We start from the raw sequence: 21375 nt of genomic DNA, 5'->3' as shown, positions 1-21375 counted from the left end.
TACGAGAGCGCAAGGATTGACGGCGCTAATCCATGGCAGATGTTTAAGAGCATCACACTTCCATACATGCTGTTTGTAACAGGACCATTCCTTCTTACACAGTACACTGGAAACCTTAACAACTTCAACGTTATCTACCTTCTTACTCAAGGTAAACCACAATCTGTTAACCTTGCAGAAAAGGCAGGTAATACAGACCTTCTTATCACCTGGCTGTACAAGATGACAGTCAATGATACCAACTACAGAATGGCAGCAGTTATCGGTATCATGGTATTTGTTGTGACAGCGGTCATTTCGCTGGTTGTTTACAACATGCTTCCATCAGTAAGAGATGAGGAGGGCTTCCAATAATGAAATCATACAAAACAAAGAAAACAATAAGCAATGTACTTACATATATACTTTTGGTGATCATAAGCATTATCTGGCTGTTCCCATTCGTGGGGCTTGTGCTTCAGAGCTTCAGGTCCTATGCCACAGAGTATGGCGGAATGGTTGATTACCTTGTGCCAAAGAGCTTTAGCCTTGATAACTACAAGTTCCTCTTTGACACAGCCCAGACCAATTACCTTTTATGGTACAAAAACACAATAGTCATCGCTGTGTGCGTGGCAGCTCTTCAGACACTTATCCAGCTTTGCGTAAGCTATGCTCTTTCAAGAATGAGATTTGCAGGAAGGACCTTCCTTATGAGATTCTGGCTGATCCTTGGAATGTTCCCAGGATTCCTTACCATGATCTGTCTGTACTTCCTTCTTAAACAGTTTGGACTTACACAGGCAGGAGCTATCCCAGGACTTATCCTTGTAACTGTAGCAAGCTGCGGAATGGGATACTATGTCTGCAAAGGATATTTTGATACAATACCCAAGGCTCTTGACGAGGCAGCAAGAATTGATGGCGCCACAAGAGCAAGGATATTCCTTACAATGATCATTCCAATGAGTAAGCCTATCATCATTTATACAGCACTGGTTGCCTTCATGGCTCCATGGTGCGACTACGTATTTGCTTCCTATGTAGCTTTTGGTCACGACTCCAGCTACAACGTTGCGGTAGGTATGACAAGATGGGTATGGACCAATGATTATCAGGGATATTTCACAAGATTCTGTGCAGGCGGCGTTTTAGTTGCAATCCCTGTAACCCTTCTGTTCATGTTCCTTCAGAAATACTATGTAGAAGGTGTAACTGGCGGAGCAGTAAAAGGCTAAGCTGAGAGGACTTAAACATAATGGGCTCAAAAATTACGATCGATGACGTGGCCAGAGCCCTCGGAATTTCCAAGACTACAGTTTCCCGTGCTATTTCAGGAAAGGGAAGAGTCGGAGATGACACCAGGCAAAAGGTCATGAGCTTCATTGAAGAACATAATTACATACCAAACATAAATGCCAGGGCACTGGCTGGACAAAAGACCTACAACATAGGCGTAATATGGCCTGATGACTACAATGCGGTAGACCTTCCGTTCTTCCAACGCTGCATGATAGGTATCAGCGAAGTTACCTCAGGTTTTGGATACGATGTGATAGTCTCTCTGATCAGCGGAGATGACATATCAGGCATCAAGAGGATCATCGACAACCACAAGGTGGATGGCATCATCCTTACAAGGACTTTGGCAAAAGACGATGCGGTTTACTATTTAAAAAAATCCGGGATCCCTTTTGTGGCTGTTGGCAAGACCTATGATAGTGATGTGGTCTATGTGGACAATGACAATTTCTCTGCCTGCAAGGAACTTACCTCAATCCTTATTGCGAAGGGCCTTAAAAAGCTGGCGCTCATTGGCGGAAACACCAATCACATCATTACAAGGACAAGGCAGGAAGGTTTTCTTGCTGCCTTTGAAGAGGCAAATCTTATGGCTGACCCTGGTCTTATCTACCTGGAGATTGAGGATGTTTCAAAGGTTGGAAACATCTTAAAGGAACTGCAAAAGAAAAACGTCGATGGAATAGTGTGCATGGATGATGCCATTGCGGGAGAAGTTATGGCAAGGTGCAGGGATGAACATATAAGGATCCCTGAAGACATCCGCGTAGCATCCTTCTACAACAGCTCTATTTTGGAGAATGCAGTTCCATCGGTGACATCACTTAATTTCAACGACAGAAATCTTGGAGCCAACGCTGCCAAGACACTTCTTGATATGATCGCTGGAGGCCATGTATCCAGCAAGACCCTGGGCGGATACGAAGTTATTTTAAAAGAAAGTACGAAATGAGGAAGTATATATGAAGATTACAGAAAGGTCAAAGGTAACCTTTGACCCAGTCAGCCTACTTGTGGACGGAAGGCGCTTTTTCCCAATGATGGGAGAGATGCACTTTAGCAGATACCCGGCTAAGTACTGGGAAGAAGAACTCTTAAAGATGAAGGCTGGTGGAATAGATATTGTTTCACTGTATGTCATCTGGATCCACCACGAAGAGGTTCACGGAGAGTTTGATTTTACAGGGGATAGAAATCTTAAGAAATTCCTTGAAACAGTTAAAAAATGCGGACTATACTGCATCCTTCGAATTGGCCCATGGGCCCATGGTGAAGCAAGAAATGGAGGCTTCCCTGACTGGCTCCTTAAGGATGCCAGGGAAAATGGCTACGAAGTAAGGACCGATGCTCCTAGATACCTTCAGCATGTGAGAGCTTTTTATGAAAAGACCTATGAGCAGGCCAAAGGCTTTTTCATCGGAGATGGTGGTCCTGTAATTGGCATTCAGATTGAAAATGAATACGGACACTGCGGTGGTAAAAATGGAGAAGAGGGCGAGCAGCACATGAAGACCCTTTTATCCATGGCAAAAGAGATAGGCTTTAATACTCCAATCTATACGGCCACAGGCTGGGGAGGAGCTGTGACAGGTGGAATGCTTCCTGTAATGGGTGGCTACTGCGAGGCGCCCTGGGATCAGAGAACCACTGAGATCGAGCCAAGCGGCAACTACATCTTCACAAGGGAGAGGAACGACCATAACATTGGTTCAGACCACGGCCTTGGAGATGGCATAACTTTTGATATGGACAAGTTCCCATATCTTACAGCTGAGCTTGGAGGCGGACTTCAGGTAACGAAGCACAGAAGGCCCATCGCAACAGGCGATGACACAGAGGCCATGACCATGGTGAAGATCGCAAGCGGTGCAAACCTTGTGGGCTATTACATGTATCATGGTGGCACCAATCCTAAGGGAAAGCTTACAACTCTTCAGGAGTCCAGAGAAACTGGCTACCCCAATGACCTTCCGATCTGCTCCTACGATTTTAACGCACCACTACGTGAGTATGGTCAGATGGAAGAATCTTACAGGCACGTAAGGCTCCTTGGCACCTTCATCCACGACTTTGGCGATGACCTGACAGATATGGCTTACACTGCGCAGCCTGGTAATCCATTAAAGCCTGAAGACTTAAAGAGCCTTAGAAGTGCGGTCAGATACAAGACTGATGGTGATATAAAGAGAGGATATCTTTTTGTAAACAACTATCAGAGAAGATATGAGATGGCTCCTCACAAGGATCAGGAGCTTTCAGCTTATTCAGAGCAGGGAGAAGTTCTTGCATCCTTTGGCAAAAGAGATATTGAAAACGGAGATTACTTCTTTTACCCATTTAACATGAAGGTGGGGGAGAAAGCTCTTTTGACCGTAGATGCAACGCCTCTTTGCGTATTAAAAGATGCTGGCGGATCAGGAAAGAACGCCTACGTGTTCTATACGGATACTGATAGAGAGATAAGCGCCGACGTAAAAGGGGACCTTGATGGAAACAGCATCATAACCATCACCAAAGAAGAAGCCCTTCACGCAGTCAAGGTAACAATTGATGGAAGAGACCACCTTATAGTATCAAAGGGTGAAGCAGTAACTTCTGCTGATGGCAAGGTAAGGCTCTACTTATCGGTTTCAGAAGATGAGGGAAAAGTAAAACCTTCCTTCAGGGTATATCCTGACATTGACAAAGCGCCATTTGGCTTTGACAAGGTATCAGAGGTTGCAGGTCCAGGGGAATTCTTATCAGGAGATGCTTTTGCGGTATATGAGGGCAAGAACGCTGTCATTAATGACAAGAGAGCATCCTTTGAGAAGATAAGTGACGCAAGCTACAAGATCACACTTCCAGGAAGCCTTGATGGCCTTTCTGAGATCTTCGCAAATATCTCTTACGAGGGCAGTTGCGCATCCCTTTACAAGGATGGCGAGCTTGTTTCTGACAATTTCTACACAGGACAGGACTTTGAGATAGGACTTAAGAGATTTTTTGATAAATATGGTGAAGGAAAAGAAATCTCTTTTGACCTTATGATAGAACCTCTTAAAGAGACAGATGCCATCTATCTTCAGAACTGGCCACAGATGCAGGATGGAAAGGCCCAGAGGCTCCTGGGTGTACATCTGACGACGTTACATATTATCGATATTTCATAATTTACTTATTTGACGTATAATAGTGTTATCGGAATTTTGCGCTCCGATAGCACTATTTTGTTTTTTTCATCCCGCGCGCTTGGGATTTTGGGGAAAGCCTATGCTTGATAGCGAGATCACCATGACCTATTCAGCTATCCTTCGCAACAAGGAAGGCAAGAAGGTCATAAGAGTACAATTTGAAAGAGATGGAGAATCTGGCAGACAAATGGCTGAGGGTGTTCTCCCTGAGGGGATCATCCAAAGGCAAAGTGGGTTTTCCGATGAAGAGATCAGAGATCTGGAGGAGTATCTGAAAAGAAGCAGCGACGATATTTTTTCCAGAGCGAAAGAGATCAGTAACCCTCTTAAGTGGCTCTGACCTGAATAAGCCGGAGGCGGCGCATGCATTATATTTTTTACTTTGATATCTGCGCTATTTGCATATTACTTACAGTAGCAGTTGTCTCTCTGTCCAGAAAGCTGGTTCCAGCATACAGGCAGAGAGCTTATGCTATGCTTTTTTTGGCTGTCTTTACAGCTTCTGTGGCTGAACGCTGCGAGACATATCTCCAGATGAAGCCGGTTTCTGCTGCCTGGTATCATCCTCTTGAGATGTTCTTTGGCTCTGTCTATTTTGTTGCCCATCTGGGCTCTGGATTCTGTTATCTTATCTACATCCTTTCCGTTCTTGATATATATGTGGACATCAGGAAAGTACCTGATTTTCTGACAGTAATGCTTGGACATGTTATAGGCGTAGTGCTGGTCATCATCAATATTTTTGTTCCGATCCTGTTTAGTTATGACCAGAATGGCCAGTATCACAGAGGTCCTCTTATCGTCATGTACTATATCCTTGCTGCCTATTACATGGGGTATGGCTGTCTTATCCTGTTTAAGTATAAAAGGTTCATGCGAAACAGGACCAAGATGGTGATCCTTTCCTATGTTGTGCTTGTAATTACCGGAGTCATAGTACAGTTCTTTTTCCCGAACGTTCTCATCGAGAATCTAATGAGTGCCCTTTCCATTACGCTGGTTTATATCTCCCTGCAAAACCCAAGCGAGATGGTAGATGACAGCCTCAATATCCTTAACAGAAAAGCTTTCCTTGAAGGCCTTGATATAAAAACTGACAGAAATAATGCAAACAGTACTATCTTTGTGACAATAGATAATATCAGAGCTCTGAGTGATGAGATCGGTTATGCTCAGGCTCTTAGTGTTATGAAAAAAATAGCAGGTTACTTAAAGAGTGTCGGCAGAAAAGAGTACGGACTTCAAAGCTATGCTTACAGATATTCAGACTATGTTTTTGCAGTGATCATCCACTCTACAGATTCCAAGAGGATAAATGCTCTTTTGAATAAGATTGCCCTAAGACTACATGAGCCCTGGGAGTTTGCAAACATGTCCATCAGAGTAGAGGGACACTGCTTTTTGATCAATTATCCAAGTGACTACAAAACTGCCGCTGAGCTCATTACCAAGGTGGATGCTGTAATTGACAGCATAGAGCTTGAAAAAGATGTGATTGTTGATATTCATAAGAGCGGTATTGATGAGCTGACACAGGTAATGGACTACGACGTCCTTGCAAGAAACAGCATCGATAAAAAGTCAGCACTTGTAAAGTTCCAGCCTATGCTGTCCAAGGCATACAGGATCAATTACTGCGCGGACGCTCTTTGCTTTTTCACAGATGAGTATGGCAATGAGATCGACATGAGAGGCCATATTCCTGATACCAGAGTAACTCAGACGCTTCTTGAGACTGATGAATTTGTATATCGAAAGGCATGCAGAGCGCTGGCATTCTGGAACGCCGGAGATAAGAACGGTAAGTACAGAGCAATTGTTGGCATGAGCCAGGGAGAGATATCAAGAAATGATCTGCTGCGCCGCCTTAAAAAGATAATCAGAGAAGAGAGAGCAGAAGCTTCCTGGATATCCTTAAAGCTTACTGAGACCACTGTGTCCACCATGAATTCCGTGGCTGAAAGAAACTTAAAGCTCCTTGGTGAGATGAAGTGCTCAATAGTTGTAGACAGGTTTGGAAGCGGATACGGAGACCTTGATAAGATCCTGGCGCTTCCTGTAACTCAGGTGAACCTGGACCACGATATCCTGGTAAAGGCCGGAGAGTCTGAGCTTATGTTTAAAGTGACATCAGGAATAGTTAATCTTTTCCATGACATCAGCATTTTTGTTGGTGCTGCGGATATTGCTTCGGAGAAGGAAAAAGAGACTGCTGAAAAGCTTGGCTGTGATTTCCTTATTGGAGATTACATGGGAAGACCTATGAAGGACAGCTCTTTTGTAAAATATATTGACGACTATTTTGAAGAGGGATAAAGATGGTTTTTGGCATGGACCCCTACAATTACAATATATATTTCTCCATCGCATCCTTACTGATCGTGCTGGTTGCGTTTGTTATCAATGCCTCAGAAGAGACCTATGATAGCAGGCAAAAGCAGATATTTGGATTTATCATTGCGGATGCGGTGCTGCTAAACCTTGCAGGACTGTTCCATAGCATGTGGATGAACGTAAATGTGGTCCACCTGGCATTTTCATCAGACTTTAATGACATTGTTCTTGTGGTGGAGAAGCTCTGCGCATACACAATGGCTTATCTTTCAATGCTCTACATGCTCTCAATCTACAGGATTGAAATTGATAAGTTTTGGAAAAAAGCTATCCTGTTCCTGCCACAGGTCTTTGTGCTGCTATTTTTTATGAGCGGCTTTGTTTCTGATTTCTTCTACTATATCAGTGACATTGGAGATTTACATTACAGATTTCCCCAGGGGCTTACAGTTGGAATTGGTCTTTGGATTTACTTCCCCTTTGCTTTTTATCTGTTCATCAAATATGCAAAAGGTATGAGCACGGAAAAGCAGGTATCGATAGCAGTTTACTTCTTGCTTATGCTTATTTCTGTTCCGCTTCGTTTTTTAACAAGATCCACGTCGCTTTTTGAGTTTGCGGTATCACTGTCGATCCTTTTGTGCGTGTACACCTTCCAGAACCCCAGCGAGTTTGTCGACAGCCAGTCGGGAGCAGGAACAAGAAATGCCCTGGACTTCATAGTGGGCAACAACCTTATCCAGAAGAAGATGTTTACGGTGTTTGGCGTCTATATTGAAAGATTAAATGCCATCACTGGCGGACAGTCCCTGGAGGGCGTGTCGGAGCTTTTAAATCAGATTACTGCTTATCTTAAGCAGATGAGTCAGGATGGTCATATCTTTTTTACGGACGATGGAAGTTTTCTACTGGTGTTCCCTGGAGTTGACCCTGACGACCAGCTTATAGAAAAGGCTGCGGAGCAGATCAGAAAGCGCTTTAAGGAGAGCTGGATCATCAATGATGAGGAAGTAAGGCTGGTTGAGCACCCTTATGTTATAGGATTCCCTGATGAGATCGACACCCTTGATAAGTTCAATGAGGTAAGAGGTGTCATCAATAAGGCGATACTTCGTCATAACAAGGATGTCCTTAGGGTTTCTGACCTTAATCTTAAGCATGTAGAGCACGACAAGAAGATAGATTCCATAGTAAAAAGAGCTCTCGATGACGGACTTTTGGAGGTCTACTATCAGCCCATCTACAATCCGGAAAAGGGTAAGTTTATATCCTGCGAAGCGCTATTAAGACTCCGTGATCCTCACCTTGGATTTATCTCCCCTGCAGTATTTATGCCAGTGGCTGAAAGAAATGGTATGGTCATTGAGATCGACGCCTTTGTTCTTGACAGCGTATGTAAGATGCTCTCAGAATCTGATGCCATGGCTCATGGTCTTGAGTATGTGGAGGTGAACCTTTCAGTTGTTGACTGTATCCAGGCAAATCTGGCAGACAATATATTAAAGACCATGAACAAGTATGGTATCGATCCGGATCAGGTCAACTTTGAGATAACAGAGACATACTCTGAGGATATTTCTTCTGCAATGGATGCCAACATAGAAAAGCTCTCTGCCCAGGGGATCAATTTCTCAATGGATGATTTTGGAACCGGATATTCCAACATGGCAAGAATTGCATCTCTTCCCGTTAATATCTTTAAACTTGATAAGAGCATTGTCCAGTCAGCTTTTGAATCAGAGACAAGCTACATGGTCATGATCAATATCGTCAAGATCATCAAGTCTATGGGAAAAAAGATCGTGGCAGAGGGAGTTGAAACAGAAGAACAGGCTAAACAGATCATCAGAGTTGGCTGTGACAACATCCAGGGATTCTTCTATGCAAGGCCTATGCCAATGAGCCAGTTCCTTGAGTTTTTGCGGGGGAACAACCATTAATAATACGTTGCCAAAAAAGGCGCTAATATAGTACAATCTATCAGTGTGTCGCCCATTAGTGACCTAAAGAGCGTCACACTGGATTTGTATTAGGAGGATAGTTTTATGTCACTTGTAAAAAAACCTGTAACCGGTATGAAGGATATTCTCCCAGCTGAAATGCAGCTTAGGGATTACGCAATAGGCATTATTAAAAAGACCTATGGCGAGTTTGGATTTACATCCATTGAGACTCCTGCAGTAGAGAGCCTTGCAAACCTTAATAGCAAACAGGGCGGCGAAAATGAAAAACTCATTTTCAAGGTAATGAAGAGAGGAGAAAAGCTTAATCTCGAGACAGCACAGAGCGAGAATGACCTTACTGATTCAGGTCTTCGCTATGATCTTACAGTTCCTCTTGTACGCTTTTATGCTGCACATCAGGGAGAGCTCCCTTCTCCATTCAAGGCACTTCAGATGGGAAATGTATGGAGAGCAGACAGACCTCAGAAGGGAAGATATCGCCAGTTTATGCAGTGCGATATTGATATTTTAGGAGAGGCTTCCAACCTTGCAGAGATAGAGCTTATCCTTGCAACTACAACAACTCTTGGAAGACTTGGCTTTGAGGATTTCAAGATCAGGATCAATGACAGGCAGATACTTAAGGCAATGGCTGCTTATAGCTCTTTTCCCAAGGAGCGCTACGACGAAGTGTTCATAACTCTAGATAAGATGGACAAGATCGGAATTGATGGCGTATCTGAGGAGCTCTTAAAAGAGGGCTTTGATAAGGCATCTATCGACAAGTACCTTGATCTTTTCAGAGCAGCAGAAGGAAAAGAGGGTCTTGATGGCCTTAAGGTCATTGCAGATATGCTTGGAGATTTCCTTTCAGATGAAGTAAGGGAAGGCCTTTCAGAGATCATCGCATCTGTAGATGCAACCAAGACTTCAAAATTTGAGATGGTATTTGATCCTACTCTCGTTCGTGGAATGAGCTACTATACTGGAACTATCTTTGAGGTTTCAATGCCACAGTACGGCGGAAGCTGCGGTGGCGGCGGAAGATATGACAAGATGGTTGGTAAGTTCCTTGGACAGGACACTCCTGCCTGTGGCTTCTCCATTGGATTTGAGAGGATCATCATGATCATGATGGACGAGGGCTTTAAGATCCCTGGTGAGAGCGAAAAAACTGCATTCCTTATTGAGAAAGGAATTGGCGGCGAAAGACTTTCTGAGATCATTAAAGAGGCTCAGGAGGAAAGAGCTTCAGGAAAGCAGGTTCTTGTGGTAAGGATGAACAAGAACAAGAAGTTCCAGAAGCAGCAGCTTACTGATCAGGGCTATACAGACTTTAAGGAGTTTTATTTAAACCCTCTTAATTAATGGAAGGAGATCTGTCAGTTGGACATACATGTGATCAGGATAATAATCCTAGTGGTGCTGGTTCTTCTTTCTGCATTTTTCTCATCTGCAGAAACGGCCCTTATGACCTGTAACAAGGTCAGGATGAAAGCTCTTTTCGATGAGGGCAATAAAAGGGCTGGAAGGGTACTGGACCTTACCGGGGATATTCAAAAAGTCCTGTCTGCGATTCTTATTGGCAATAACATAGTAAACCTTAGTGCATCTGCCCTTATGACTGTGCTTGTAACGGATATGTTTGGCAGCTTTGCAATAGGTATCGGAACCGGAATACTTACTCTGGTGGTTCTTATATTTGGAGAGATCGTACCTAAGACCATTGCAACAGCTTACGCTGAGAATATTTCTTTGTGGTATTCGGGAGTAATTTCTGTGTTGCTCTTTGTGATGACGCCCTTTAGCTTCATCATAAATGGATTTGCCACAGTGGTCCTTAAGATCCTCAATGTAGATACAGAAAACCGCAAGGCCATGACAGAAAATGAGCTTAAGACCTACGTGGATGTAAGCCATGAGGACGGCGTAATTGAGAGCGGTGAAAAAGAGATCATCTACAACGTCTTTGATTTTTCAGATGCAGTGGCTAAGGACATCATGATCCCCAGGATTGATATGTCCTGCGTCAGCACTGAGGCTGATTACGGCGAGGTCATGAAGATCTTTAAAGAGAACATGTACACCAGGATCCCTGTGTATGATGGTGGAGATCAGGACAATATCATTGGACTTATCAACGTCAAGGACCTTATCCTTCTTGAAGATAAGGAAAACTTCAAGATCAGCGATCATTTGAGAAAAGCTTATTACACCTACGAGTTTAAAAAGACAGCTGACCTTCTGGTGGAGATGAGAGAAAAGTCCCAGAACGTTGCATTTGTGCTTTCTGAGTACGGGGCAACAGTTGGAATGATCACCTTAGAGGACCTTCTTGAGGAGATCGTAGGTGAGATCAGAGACGAATACGATCTTGACGAGATCAACCTTATCAAGAACATAGGTGGAAGAAGATATCTTGTAGAAGGCAACATGAAGCTTGATGATATCAACGACGAGCTGGGAACAAGTCTTGACTCTGAGGACTATGACTCAATTGGCGGTCTTATGATAGAGGCCCTGGACAGGCTTCCGGGATACGGAGAGACAGTCACATTAGATGACGGAACAACCCTTACTGCGAGAGGAATCAAGGGCAACAGGATCACCAAGGTACTTATCACTGTTAATTCTGCTCCAGAAGAAAAAAACCTTTAACTTATTAATATTTTATGATATACTGAATCGACGTAAATTAAACTCGAAATGCACGTTTTTAGCATATTCAAGTAGGAGGCAATATTATGAAGCATGTTAAGTCATTAGTAACAAGAAACCTTAAGGAGTCAATGAAGAAGGGCGGATGTGGTGAGTGCCAGACATCATGCCAGTCAGCTTGCAAGACTTCTTGCACAGTAGGAAACCAGAGCTGTGAGCAGCTTAGCAAGTAAGGTTTTCCGATAATTTAAGCAATCATTTGGGGCAGCGACCCAGTATGGTCGCTGCCTATTATTGCGTATGGCATTAAACGCTAGTTAGTTAGGAGTTTTTTTATATGGTTCATGCATACAAGAACGGCGGCTACAACATCGTACTTGATGTCAATTCCGGATCAGTACACGTTGTTGATGACGTTGTTTACGACCTTGTTCCGGTTGTAGAAAAGATGCTGGTTTCCTATCACGGAACTGCAGCAGCTATTGACACCGACAAGGAAGGGGATGAGGATTTCCAGAAGCTTTTCAGTGAAGTAAGCGCTATGTCAGAAATCTCATCTGGGTACTCTTCTGAGGATATAGGAGAGGCTATTTCAGAAATACTGGAGCTGCGTGCTTCAGAAGTTCTTTATACAGATGATGTATATGAGAATTATGTAGATGATTTCCAGAACAGGGATACTGTAGTCAAGGCTCTTTGTCTCAATATCGCCCATGACTGCAATCTTAGATGTAAGTACTGTTTTGCGGATGAGGGTGAGTACCACGGCAGACGAGCTCTCATGACTGAAGAGGTTGGTAAGAAGGCTCTTGATTTCCTTGTGGCCAATTCAGGAAACAGAAGGAATCTCGAGGTTGATTTCTTTGGCGGCGAACCCCTTATGAACTGGGAAGTAGTCAAGAAGATCGTAGAGTACGGACGCAGCATTGAAAAAGAAAAGAACAAGAACTTTAGATTTACCATCACTACCAACGGAACTCTTCTTAATGATGAGATCCTTGAATATGTAAATAAAGAAATGGGCAACATCGTTCTTTCAATAGACGGCCGAAAAGAGGTACATGACTTCATGAGGCCAAGAAAGGGCGGACAGGGCAGCTACGACGACATAGTACCTAAATTCCAGAAGGTAGCAGAGTCCCGTCATCAGCTCAGGTACTTCGTAAGAGGAACCTTTACTCACAACAATCTGGATTTTTCTGAGGATGTTAAGCATCTTGTGGAGCTTGGTTTTAAGCAGATCTCAGTTGAGCCAGTAGTAGCCAGGCCTGAGGATTGGTACTCACTTAAGGATGAGGACATTCCCAAGCTCTGTGAGGAGTACGACAAACTTGCCCAGTATTACATAAAGAGACATAAAGAGGGGAAAGGCTTTAACTTCTTCCACTTTAATATAGACCTTGAGGGTGGACCATGTGTAGCCAAGAGACTTTCTGGCTGTGGTTCAGGATGTGAGTACCTTGGAGTTACTCCATGGGGAGACCTCTATCCATGTCACCAGTTTGTAGGTAATGAAGATTTCATCATGGGCAATGTCTTTGATGGCATCACAAGACCTGACATCAGAGAGATGTTTAAAAAGAGCAATGTCTACTCAAGGCCTGAATGCGAGAAATGTTTTGCCAGATATTACTGCAGCGGCGGTTGTGCTGCCAATGCATATAACTTCAATGGCGACATCAATACGACATATAAGCACGGATGCGAACTTCAGAAGAAGCGCATCGAGTGTGCGATTATGATAAAAGCGGCATTAGCCGAAGAAGAAGGTTAAACGGAGGATATAAGGATTATGAAACGGTTAAAGTATGTTTTGGCGCTGATTCTGTGCCTTGGACTTCTTGGGGGACTTGGATACACAGCGGTAAACGGACTTGGCGCAGACAAGTCAGGATCACTTTCAAGCATCGATCTTGGACTTGATCTTGCAGGTGGTGTCAGCATCACATACGAGGTAGTAGGTGATGAGAATCCAAGCAAAGAGGATATGTCTGACACAATCTTCAAGCTCCAGCAGCGTGTACAGCAGTACAGCACAGAGGCTCTTGTATATCAGGAAGGTTCAAACAGGATCAACATTGAGATCCCTGGTGTATCTGATGCAAACAAGATCTTAGAGGATCTTGGTCAGCCTGGTAATCTGTACTTCATAGCTCAGACAGATGCTTCTGGTGCAGATAACTACACATATCATTCTGGAATCAATGAGGATGGAACTCTTGAGACAGATGAGGACGGCAATTTCATATATGGCTGGCAGCTCAACAAGACAATCGAAGAGCTTCAGGCAGATGGTTCTATTGTTCTTGGTGGTAACGACGTAGAGGTAGCTCAGGCTGTATATCAGCAGGATTCATACGGCGCACAGGAGCCAGTAGTTTCTCTTGAGTTTACAGAAGATGGAGCAAAGGCTTTCGCTGATGCAACAACCAAGGCTTTTGCAGCAAGTGAGAGCATTGGTATCTACTACGATGGAAAGTTTATCAGCGTACCTAATGTTCAGGCTGCTATCACAGATGGTAAGGCAGTTATCACAGGTATGGAGTCCTTTGAGGCAGCAGACAACCTTGCTTCCATGATCCGTATCGGTGGACTTAAGCTTCAGCTCAACGAACTTCGTTCAAACGTTGTAGGCGCTCAGCTTGGTTCAGATGCTATCAGAACCAGCCTTATAGCTGCAGCAGTTGGATTTGCACTTATTGCGATTTTCATGATCGTATTCTTCAGAATACTTGGTCTTTCAGCAACACTTGCCCTTGCATTCTACTCAGGACTTATTGTGTTCCTTCTCTCAGCATTTGACATGACACTTACACTTCCTGGTATTGCAGGTATCATCCTTTCAATTGGTATGGCGGTTGATGCTAACGTTCTTGTTTTCTCCAGGATCAAGGAGGAGATAAGATCTGGCAAGGCTGTTGATGAAGCAAGAAAGAACGGTTACAACAAAGCCCTTTCATCAATCCTTGATGGTAATATAACAACTCTTATCGTAGCAGCAGTTCTGTGGTTCCTTGGAACTGGTAGTATCAAGGGATTTGCAGAGACACTTATCCTTGGTATCATCCTTTCAATGTTCACAGCCCTGGTTGTTACAAGAACCATCACATCTATCCTTTACGGTATAGGACTTCAGAGCCCTGTTCTTTATGGCAAGGCTAAGGAAGCTCCAAAGGTTGATTTCGTTGGAAAGAGAAAGATCTTCTACGGCATTTCATGCGCTATTATCATAGCCGGTTTTGTGGTTATGGGTGTTAACTCCGGCGCAGGTAAGGGAGCATTCAACTACAGCCTTGATTTCGTAGGTGGTACATCTACAACAGTTACATTTGACAGAACATACGAGCTTTCAGAACTTGAGCAGACTGTAGCAAACGATATCAAGTCTGCAGCAGGTATCAACGAGATCCTTATCCAGACAGTATCTGGAACTAATCAGGTTATTTTCAAGACGACAACCTTATCTGTAGATCAGAGAGAGGCTGTAGAGAAAGTTCTTGAGGACAACTACGGTGTAGCTTCAGACAATATCGCTGCTGAGACCATCAGTGGTGTTATCAGTTCAGAGATGAGATCAAGCGCTGTTGAGGCCCTTGTTATTGCACTTATCCTTATGCTTATCTACATCTGGATCAGATTCAAGGACATCAAGTTCGGTGCTGCAGCTATCATCGCTCTTGCACATGATGCACTTATCGTTATCGTATCTTACGCATTTACAAGACTTGCTGTTGGTAATACATTCATTGCAGTAGTACTTACAATCATTGGTTACTCAATCAACGATACTATCGTAACCTTTGATCGTATCCGTGAGAATCAGCATCTTGCAACTGGCAAGAAGGAAATGGCTGAGCTTGTTAACACATCTGTATCACAGACAGTTACACGAAGCCTTTTCACATCGCTTACAACCTTCTTCACAGTACTTGCTCTTTATGTATTTGGTGTTGCTGATATCAAGGCATTTGCACTTCCTCTTATGGTTGGTGTGATAAGCGGAACATATTCATCAATCTTTGTTGCATCACCTTTGTGGTACGACCTTAAGACTGGCTTTAAGACATTCTTTGGTAAGAAGACTGCTGAATAATTTAACCAGAGTATTTTTAAAGGTGCAGGTTTAACAGCCTGCACCTTTTCCAATATAATGAGCTTTTTTTATTATTTTATTTAGAGGTGTGATATGTCAAAATGGATGGTGAGCATGAAGAAGTCAGACTTTGCAGCAACTGCAAAAAAGTTTTGTATCAGGGATATTACTGCAAGACTTCTTACAAACAGAGGGATTACCTCAGACGAAGATATTGAGATGTATCTTCATGGGGATAAATCTCTTTTACATGACCCTTATGAGCTGTCTGATATTAAAAAGGGTGCTGCCATCATAATAGATGAGATAAATAAGAATAGCACCATAAGAGTTATTGGTGACTATGACGTGGACGGCATCTGCTCCACTTATATTCTTGTAAGTGGCCTTAGGATGTTTGGGGCAAACGTCGACTATGTCCTTCCAGACAGAGTTAAGGACGGATACGGCCTTAGCGTCAAACTGGTAGATGATGCATATGAAGCAGGAAAAAGCGTTATCCTTACCTGTGACAATGGTATAGCAGCTTTTGATCAGATTGCCCACGCCAAAGATAAGGGCATGACAGTTGTAGTTACTGACCACCATGAGGTTCCTGTAGATGGAGAAAAAGAAATACTTCCAGCAGGGGATGCAGTTATAGATCCCAAGAGAAGGGATGATGGCAGTTCTTTTAAGGAAATCTGCGGAGCAGTAGTGGCGTACAAGTTCCTTCAGGTTATGGCTATGGAGCTTGGGCGCATGTGTGAAATGAAAGTTCAGGACTTTTTTGATGAGATGCTCATTTTTGCAGGCCTTGCCACTGTTTGCGATGTTATGGAGCTTCGGGACGAGAACAGGGTAATAGTAAAAGAGTCTCTTAAAAGGATTGCAGATACTAAGAATCTTGGACTTATGGCCCTTATCAACGTCAATAAGCTCGACGCAGGCGCTATGTCAGCATTCCACTACGGATTTGTAATAGGCCCATGTCTTAACGCATCTGGAAGGCTGGATCTTGCATCCCGTGCAATGTCACTGTTTTTGGAGGAGGACTACAATAGAGCAGTTTCCATAGCAACTGACCTGAAAGACTTAAACGACTCCAGAAAGGACATGACTGTCAAGGGAGTAGAAAGGGCAAGTGATCTTATTGATATTGAGATAAGTGGAGATGGACTTCCAAAGGTTCTTGTGGTGTTCATTCCGGAGGTTCACGAATCTATAGCAGGGATCATTGCTGGAAGGATCAGAGAAAAATACAACAGGCCAACCATCATCCTTACAGAGGCTGCCAGTGAAGATGGCGAAGCAGAGAATAGTAAGAGCGTTAAAATGGCTAAGGGATCCGGAAGATCCATTGAGCAGTACGACATGTTCGCTGAGCTCTCTAAGGTAAAAGAACTCTTTACCAAATTTGGAGGCCACAAGATGGCAGCTGGTTTATCTCTTCCTGTGGACAACATTGAAGAGCTTAGAAAGCGCCTCAATGAGAACTGCAGCCTTTCTGAGGAGGACTTTGTTCCGGTACTTCACCTTGATATGGCTCTTCCTTTTAGCGCCGTTGATGAAGACCTTATAGGTGAGTTTTCGCTTCTTGAGCCCTTTGGCAATGGAAATACCAAGCCTGTATTTGCATGGAAGGGTGTAAAGCTTTTATCTGGAAGGATACTTGGGAAAAATAAGAATTGCGGAAAATACAGAGTCTCAGATGAGAGCGGAAAAGTATATGAGATGATGTACTTTGGAGATATGGACAGCTTCCATGAGTTTTTGAAAGAAAGCTTTGGAGATGGGGCAGTAGATGATCTCTATGGCGGATTTACTGATGGCAATATGACGATCAAGATTGCCTATTACCCTAATATCAACAGCTACATGGGGAAAAATACCATTCAGATGGTGATGAGTGATTACTGCCTGTAATGGCCTGAAAATGGGTTTTTTATAAATGAGAATAAAAAAAGAACCCCTAAAACCACAAAAACACACGCGTTGCGCGTGTGCCTGCGGTTTCTTATGAGGGGGAGATGTGATTGCTCACATCTTGATTATTATAATAATATATAAATGTGTCAGAATTGTGTCGAAAAAATAAAAAATGGAGGGCATTGACATGAAATTGAAAAAATTGCTTGAGGGGCTTGAATATACGGTAACTGCGGGCAACTCATCACAGGTGGTTGACCCTGAGAATGTTGAAATAAAGAATGTGGTTAACGATAACAGAAAGATTGAGGAAGGATCTCTTTTCATCTGCATCAAAGGAGCTAACTTCGACGGCCACAGCGTTTCGGCACAGGCTGCAGAAAAGAAAGCAGGAGCCATTGTTGCAGAGAGCGATGTAGAACTTCCGGAAGGCTGCGATATGCCTGTTGTCAGAGTCAAGGATACAAGATATGCAATGGCATTTATATCTGCTGCATATTTTGATCACCCTGCCAGCAAGCTTAAAACAATTGGAATCACAGGAACAAAGGGTAAGACCACAACTACATATCTCATAAGGTCAATGCTTGAAAATGCAGGCCACAAGGTTGGTCTTATTGGGACAATAGAAGTTATCATTGGTGATGAGCATATCCATGCTGAGAACACAACACCTGAGTCCTACAACCTTCAGGAATATATGGCCAGAATGGTTGAAGCAGGGTGCGATACTGTAGTAATGGAGGTTTCATCCCAGGGACTTATGCTTCACAGAAGCCAGGGATTTATCTTTGATATAGGTATCTTTACCAATATTGAGGCAGACCACATTGGACCTAATGAGCACAAGGATTTTGACGACTATATGCACTGTAAGGGACTTTTGTTTAAACAGTGCAGGATCGGTATCTGTAATGGTGATGACATCCACACAGATGATATATTAGAGGGACATACCTGCCAGGTTGAGACCTACGGCTTTAACAAGGATGTGGACATAAGAGCCATCAACCTTGCATACATAAGAAAACCAGGTAACCTTGGAGTTTTCTTTGATACAGAGGGCCTTATAAATGTACATGCTGAAGTAGTAACACCTGGTAAGTTCAGCGTTTACAACGCTTTGTGTGCTATTGCAGTTGCAAGACACTTTGACTGTACTCCACAGGAAATCGCAGATGCACTTAAGGACGCCAAGGTAAAGGGCAGGATCGAGATGGTGAAGGTATCTGATGAGTTTACACTTATGATTGACTACGCCCACAATGCAATGGCTCTTAAGAGCCTTCTTACAACACTTCGTGACTACCGTCCAAACAGACTTATCTGCCTCTTTGGCTGCGGAGGAAACAGAAGTAAACTGCGCCGCTTTGAGATGGGTGAAGTCTCTGGAAAATACGCTGACTTTACCATTATCACTTCTGATAATCCAAGATTTGAAGAGCCTGAGGATATCATTAACGATATCGAGACAGGCATTAAAAAGACAGATGGCAAGTATATCAAGATAACAGACAGAAAAGAGGCCATCGCCTACGCAATAGATCACGGCGAGCAGGGCGACATCATCGTTCTTGCAGGTAAGGGACATGAGGATTACCAGGAGATCAAGGGCGTAAAGCATCACATGGACGAGAGAGAACTTATCGCAGACATTTTAAAAGAACGGGGCATAAATTAACTTTAGGAGGGCGATGTGTCTTTTCCCAAATACGCAAACATAATCATAGACATATCCCATGAGAAGGTTGACCGCCTCTTTCAGTATCGGATCCCGGACAGGCTCCTTGGCCAGGTGGAGATCGGATGCAGTGTTGACGTGCCCTTTGGCAGAGGAAACACCAAAAGAAAGGGTTATGTAATCGAACTTTCCGATGAGACAAACTGGGATGAAGACAAGATAAAAGAGATCATTTCTCTTTCAGAGGGGATCGACACAGCAGAGGACATCTCCATAAAGCTTGCTGCCTGGATGAAGAGATATTATGGCTCCACCATGATAGCAGCCCTTAAGACTGTGGTCCCCACCTATAAAAAGCAAAAGAGGCAGGTCCACAAGTTCGTTTCCTTAAGGCTCCCGGAAAGAGAGGCCATAGACGCCTACAATGAAAGTGTCCGCAAGAAGCAAAAGGCCAGAGAGAGGATACTTAAGGAACTTTTAGAAAACCCTTCTGAGAGGATTCCCTACGGGCTTATAACCAGTAAGCTTGGTGTCAGTGCTGTAACCTTAAAGAGCATGGCAGACACCGGAATGATAAGGATCGAAGAGGAAGAGTACTACAGAAACCCTGTGGCTGCCACCTCCGACAGATACAAGGACAAGGTATTAAGTCCTGAGCAGCAGAATATCGTAGATACAGTCAAAAGAGACTACGATGAGGGCAAAAGAGATACCTACCTTATCCACGGAATTACAGGAAGTGGAAAGACAGAGGTTTACATTGCTCTCATTGACGACATGATTAAAAGGGGCAAGCAGGCAATAGTCCTAATACCTGAGATTGCCCTTACATACCAGACTCTTATGCGCTTTTACAGACACTTTGGAGACAGGGTATCTGTAATGAATTCTTCGCTTTCTCCTGGGGAGAAGTATGACCAGATGGAGAGAGCAAGAAGCGGCGATATAGACATCATAATAGGGCCAAGATCAGCTCTTTTCACCCCGTTTCCAAACACGGGGATCATCATAATAGATGAGGAGCACGAATCTACCTATAAGAGCGAAAACAGCCCTAAATATCACGCCAGGGAAACAGCTATCTATTTATCAGGGCTTCTTCCTGATGGGGCAGCAGTTGTACTTGGCTCTGCAACTCCGTCACTTGAGTCCTATTACAGGGCGCTAAACGGGGAGTATCATCTGTTTGAACTAAACAGAAGGTTAACTGGTGGAACTCTTCCCAGGGTTGAAATGGCAGACCTAAGGGAGGAACTTAGATGCGGTAACAGATCCATCTTTTCAAGAAGGCTGCAGGAGCTTATGAACGAAAAGCTCTCAAAGGGCGAGCAGGCCATGCTGTTTATTAACAGAAGAGGACTTGCTGGTTTTATTTCCTGCAGGAGCTGCGGCCATGTGTTTAAGTGCCCTCACTGCGATGTGTCATTGTCAGAGCACAGAGGAGGAAGGCTTGTGTGCCACTACTGCGGCCATGAGGAGATAAGGCCTAAGGTGTGCCCAAAGTGCGGCTCTAAATATGTGTCCTCCTTCAGGGCAGGAACGGAGCAGATAGAGGACGAGGTGAAAAAGTTCTGGCCATCTGCAAGGGTCCTTAGGATGGATGCAGACACCACCAGGACCAAGGGAAGCTATGACAGCATACTGTCAGCTTTTTCCAATAAAGAAGCAGATGTACTGGTGGGAACACAGATGATCGTAAAGGGTCATGATTTTCCGGACGTTACCCTGGTAGGTATCCTTGCGGCTGACATGTCTCTTTACGCCAGCGACTTTAGGGCCAGTGAGAGGACTTTCCAGCTTCTTACCCAGGCTGCAGGAAGAGCCGGAAGAGGCAGTAAAGAAGGCAATGTGGTGATCCAGAGCTATGACCCTGAGCACTACAGCATACAGACTGCAGCCAGACAGGATTTTAAGGCTTTTTATGAAGAAGAGATAGCCTACAGGGATCTACTGCGGTACCCGCCAATTTCCCATATGATGTGTGTCCAGATCCAGTCTAAGGACGAGGATGCGGGCATGAAGTACGCTTCAAGGTTCAGGGCTATGATGGAGGGGAAAAGAGTAGAAGGGGCCATATTCATAGGACCAGCCCTTGCACCAATAGCCAGGATCAACGATGTTTACAGGATGGCTATCTATGTAAAGCACGATGACTACGACAAACTGGTGATGCTCAAAGATGCCCTTGAAGGGTATGTAAAAGAGCTTGAACAGATGGGAGAGCTTAAGGGCGTGGTCACTCAATTTGACTTTGATCCAATGCATGGGTAAACTTCTTGTATAGGTATATTAGCAGGTTAACAG

Annotated in this window: 15 protein-coding genes; all 15 read left to right on the top strand. The window is 43.8% G+C overall.

All coding sequences use genetic code 11. The annotated features are described in order from the left end of the window. The coding region (locus J6I68_RS06760; protein ID WP_292218769.1) for a carbohydrate ABC transporter permease at positions 1–354 on the top strand (354 nt) is incomplete at its 5' end. Continuing rightward, positions 354–1217, top strand: a complete 864-nt coding sequence (locus J6I68_RS06755) for a sugar ABC transporter permease (RefSeq protein WP_292218767.1) — start codon at positions 354–356, stop codon at positions 1215–1217. The genes J6I68_RS06760 and J6I68_RS06755, both read left to right, overlap by 1 nt. A 20-nt stretch (positions 1218–1237) precedes the next feature. Beyond that, positions 1238–2233 (top strand): LacI family DNA-binding transcriptional regulator, encoded by a 996-nt coding sequence (locus J6I68_RS06750; RefSeq protein ID WP_292218765.1) that lies wholly within the window; start codon positions 1238–1240, stop codon positions 2231–2233. 10 nt (positions 2234–2243) lie between these two features. Beyond that, on the top strand, positions 2244–4433 hold the full coding sequence (locus J6I68_RS06745; RefSeq protein ID WP_292218763.1) for a beta-galactosidase: 2190 nt from the start codon (positions 2244–2246) through the stop codon (positions 4431–4433). A 100-nt stretch (positions 4434–4533) separates the two neighbouring features. Continuing rightward, positions 4534–4794 carry a hypothetical protein gene (locus J6I68_RS06740; RefSeq protein ID WP_292218760.1) on the top strand — a complete coding sequence of 87 codons (261 nt, stop codon included), beginning with the start codon at positions 4534–4536 and terminating at the stop codon, positions 4792–4794. A 23-nt stretch (positions 4795–4817) separates the two neighbouring features. Continuing rightward, entirely contained in the window at positions 4818–6770 is a 1953-nt protein-coding gene (locus J6I68_RS06735; protein WP_292218758.1) for an EAL domain-containing protein, read from the top strand. Between the two features lie 2 nt (positions 6771–6772). Further along, positions 6773–8728 (top strand): EAL domain-containing protein, encoded by a 1956-nt coding sequence (locus tag J6I68_RS06730; RefSeq protein WP_292218756.1) that lies wholly within the window; start codon positions 6773–6775, stop codon positions 8726–8728. Positions 8729–8833: 105 nt separating this feature from the next. Further along, positions 8834–10099, top strand: coding sequence for a histidine--tRNA ligase (gene hisS / locus J6I68_RS06725; RefSeq protein WP_292218753.1), 1266 nt, complete (start codon positions 8834–8836; stop codon positions 10097–10099). 18 nt (positions 10100–10117) lie between these two features. Beyond that, entirely contained in the window at positions 10118–11389 is a 1272-nt protein-coding gene (locus J6I68_RS06720; RefSeq protein ID WP_292218752.1) for an HlyC/CorC family transporter, read from the top strand. Between the two features lie 86 nt (positions 11390–11475). Continuing rightward, positions 11476–11622, top strand: a complete 147-nt coding sequence (gene scfA, locus J6I68_RS06715) for a six-cysteine ranthipeptide SCIFF (RefSeq protein ID WP_013281386.1) — start codon at positions 11476–11478, stop codon at positions 11620–11622. Positions 11623–11726: 104 nt separating this feature from the next. After that, positions 11727–13163 (top strand): thioether cross-link-forming SCIFF peptide maturase, encoded by a 1437-nt coding sequence (scfB, locus tag J6I68_RS06710; RefSeq protein ID WP_292218750.1) that lies wholly within the window; start codon positions 11727–11729, stop codon positions 13161–13163. A gap of 18 nt (positions 13164–13181) precedes the next feature. Beyond that, the gene (secD, locus tag J6I68_RS06705; protein WP_292218747.1) at positions 13182–15482 is read left to right on the top strand and encodes a protein translocase subunit SecD; all 2301 of its coding nucleotides are present in this window, start codon (positions 13182–13184) and stop codon (positions 15480–15482) included. Positions 15483–15575: 93 nt separating this feature from the next. Further along, positions 15576–17387, top strand: coding sequence for a single-stranded-DNA-specific exonuclease RecJ (gene recJ / locus J6I68_RS06700; protein WP_292218745.1), 1812 nt, complete (start codon positions 15576–15578; stop codon positions 17385–17387). A gap of 190 nt (positions 17388–17577) precedes the next feature. After that, positions 17578–19071, top strand: a complete 1494-nt coding sequence (locus J6I68_RS06695; protein ID WP_292218743.1) for a UDP-N-acetylmuramoyl-L-alanyl-D-glutamate--2,6-diaminopimelate ligase — start codon at positions 17578–17580, stop codon at positions 19069–19071. Between the two features lie 15 nt (positions 19072–19086). Continuing rightward, positions 19087–21342 (top strand): replication restart helicase PriA, encoded by a 2256-nt coding sequence (gene priA, locus J6I68_RS06690; protein ID WP_292218741.1) that lies wholly within the window; start codon positions 19087–19089, stop codon positions 21340–21342. Positions 21343–21375: the final 33 nt, after the last annotated feature.

The organism is Butyrivibrio sp. (assembly GCF_017940685.1).
Taxonomy (GTDB): domain Bacteria; phylum Bacillota; class Clostridia; order Lachnospirales; family Lachnospiraceae; genus Butyrivibrio.
Note: the sequence above shows the minus strand (reverse complement) of the source record. Positions and strands in the feature narration are given on the sequence as shown.

Coding starts and splice junctions, on each gene's coding strand:
- J6I68_RS06755 (WP_292218767.1), top strand. CDS start 354: ATGAAATCATACAAAACAAAGAAAACAATAAGCAATGTACTTACATAT.
- J6I68_RS06750 (WP_292218765.1), top strand. CDS start 1,238: ATGGGCTCAAAAATTACGATCGATGACGTGGCCAGAGCCCTCGGAATT.
- J6I68_RS06745 (WP_292218763.1), top strand. CDS start 2,244: ATGAAGATTACAGAAAGGTCAAAGGTAACCTTTGACCCAGTCAGCCTA.
- J6I68_RS06740 (WP_292218760.1), top strand. CDS start 4,534: ATGCTTGATAGCGAGATCACCATGACCTATTCAGCTATCCTTCGCAAC.
- J6I68_RS06735 (WP_292218758.1), top strand. CDS start 4,818: ATGCATTATATTTTTTACTTTGATATCTGCGCTATTTGCATATTACTT.
- J6I68_RS06730 (WP_292218756.1), top strand. CDS start 6,773: ATGGTTTTTGGCATGGACCCCTACAATTACAATATATATTTCTCCATC.
- hisS (WP_292218753.1), top strand. CDS start 8,834: ATGTCACTTGTAAAAAAACCTGTAACCGGTATGAAGGATATTCTCCCA.
- scfA (WP_013281386.1), top strand. CDS start 11,476: ATGAAGCATGTTAAGTCATTAGTAACAAGAAACCTTAAGGAGTCAATG.
- scfB (WP_292218750.1), top strand. CDS start 11,727: ATGGTTCATGCATACAAGAACGGCGGCTACAACATCGTACTTGATGTC.
- secD (WP_292218747.1), top strand. CDS start 13,182: ATGAAACGGTTAAAGTATGTTTTGGCGCTGATTCTGTGCCTTGGACTT.
- recJ (WP_292218745.1), top strand. CDS start 15,576: ATGTCAAAATGGATGGTGAGCATGAAGAAGTCAGACTTTGCAGCAACT.
- J6I68_RS06695 (WP_292218743.1), top strand. CDS start 17,578: ATGAAATTGAAAAAATTGCTTGAGGGGCTTGAATATACGGTAACTGCG.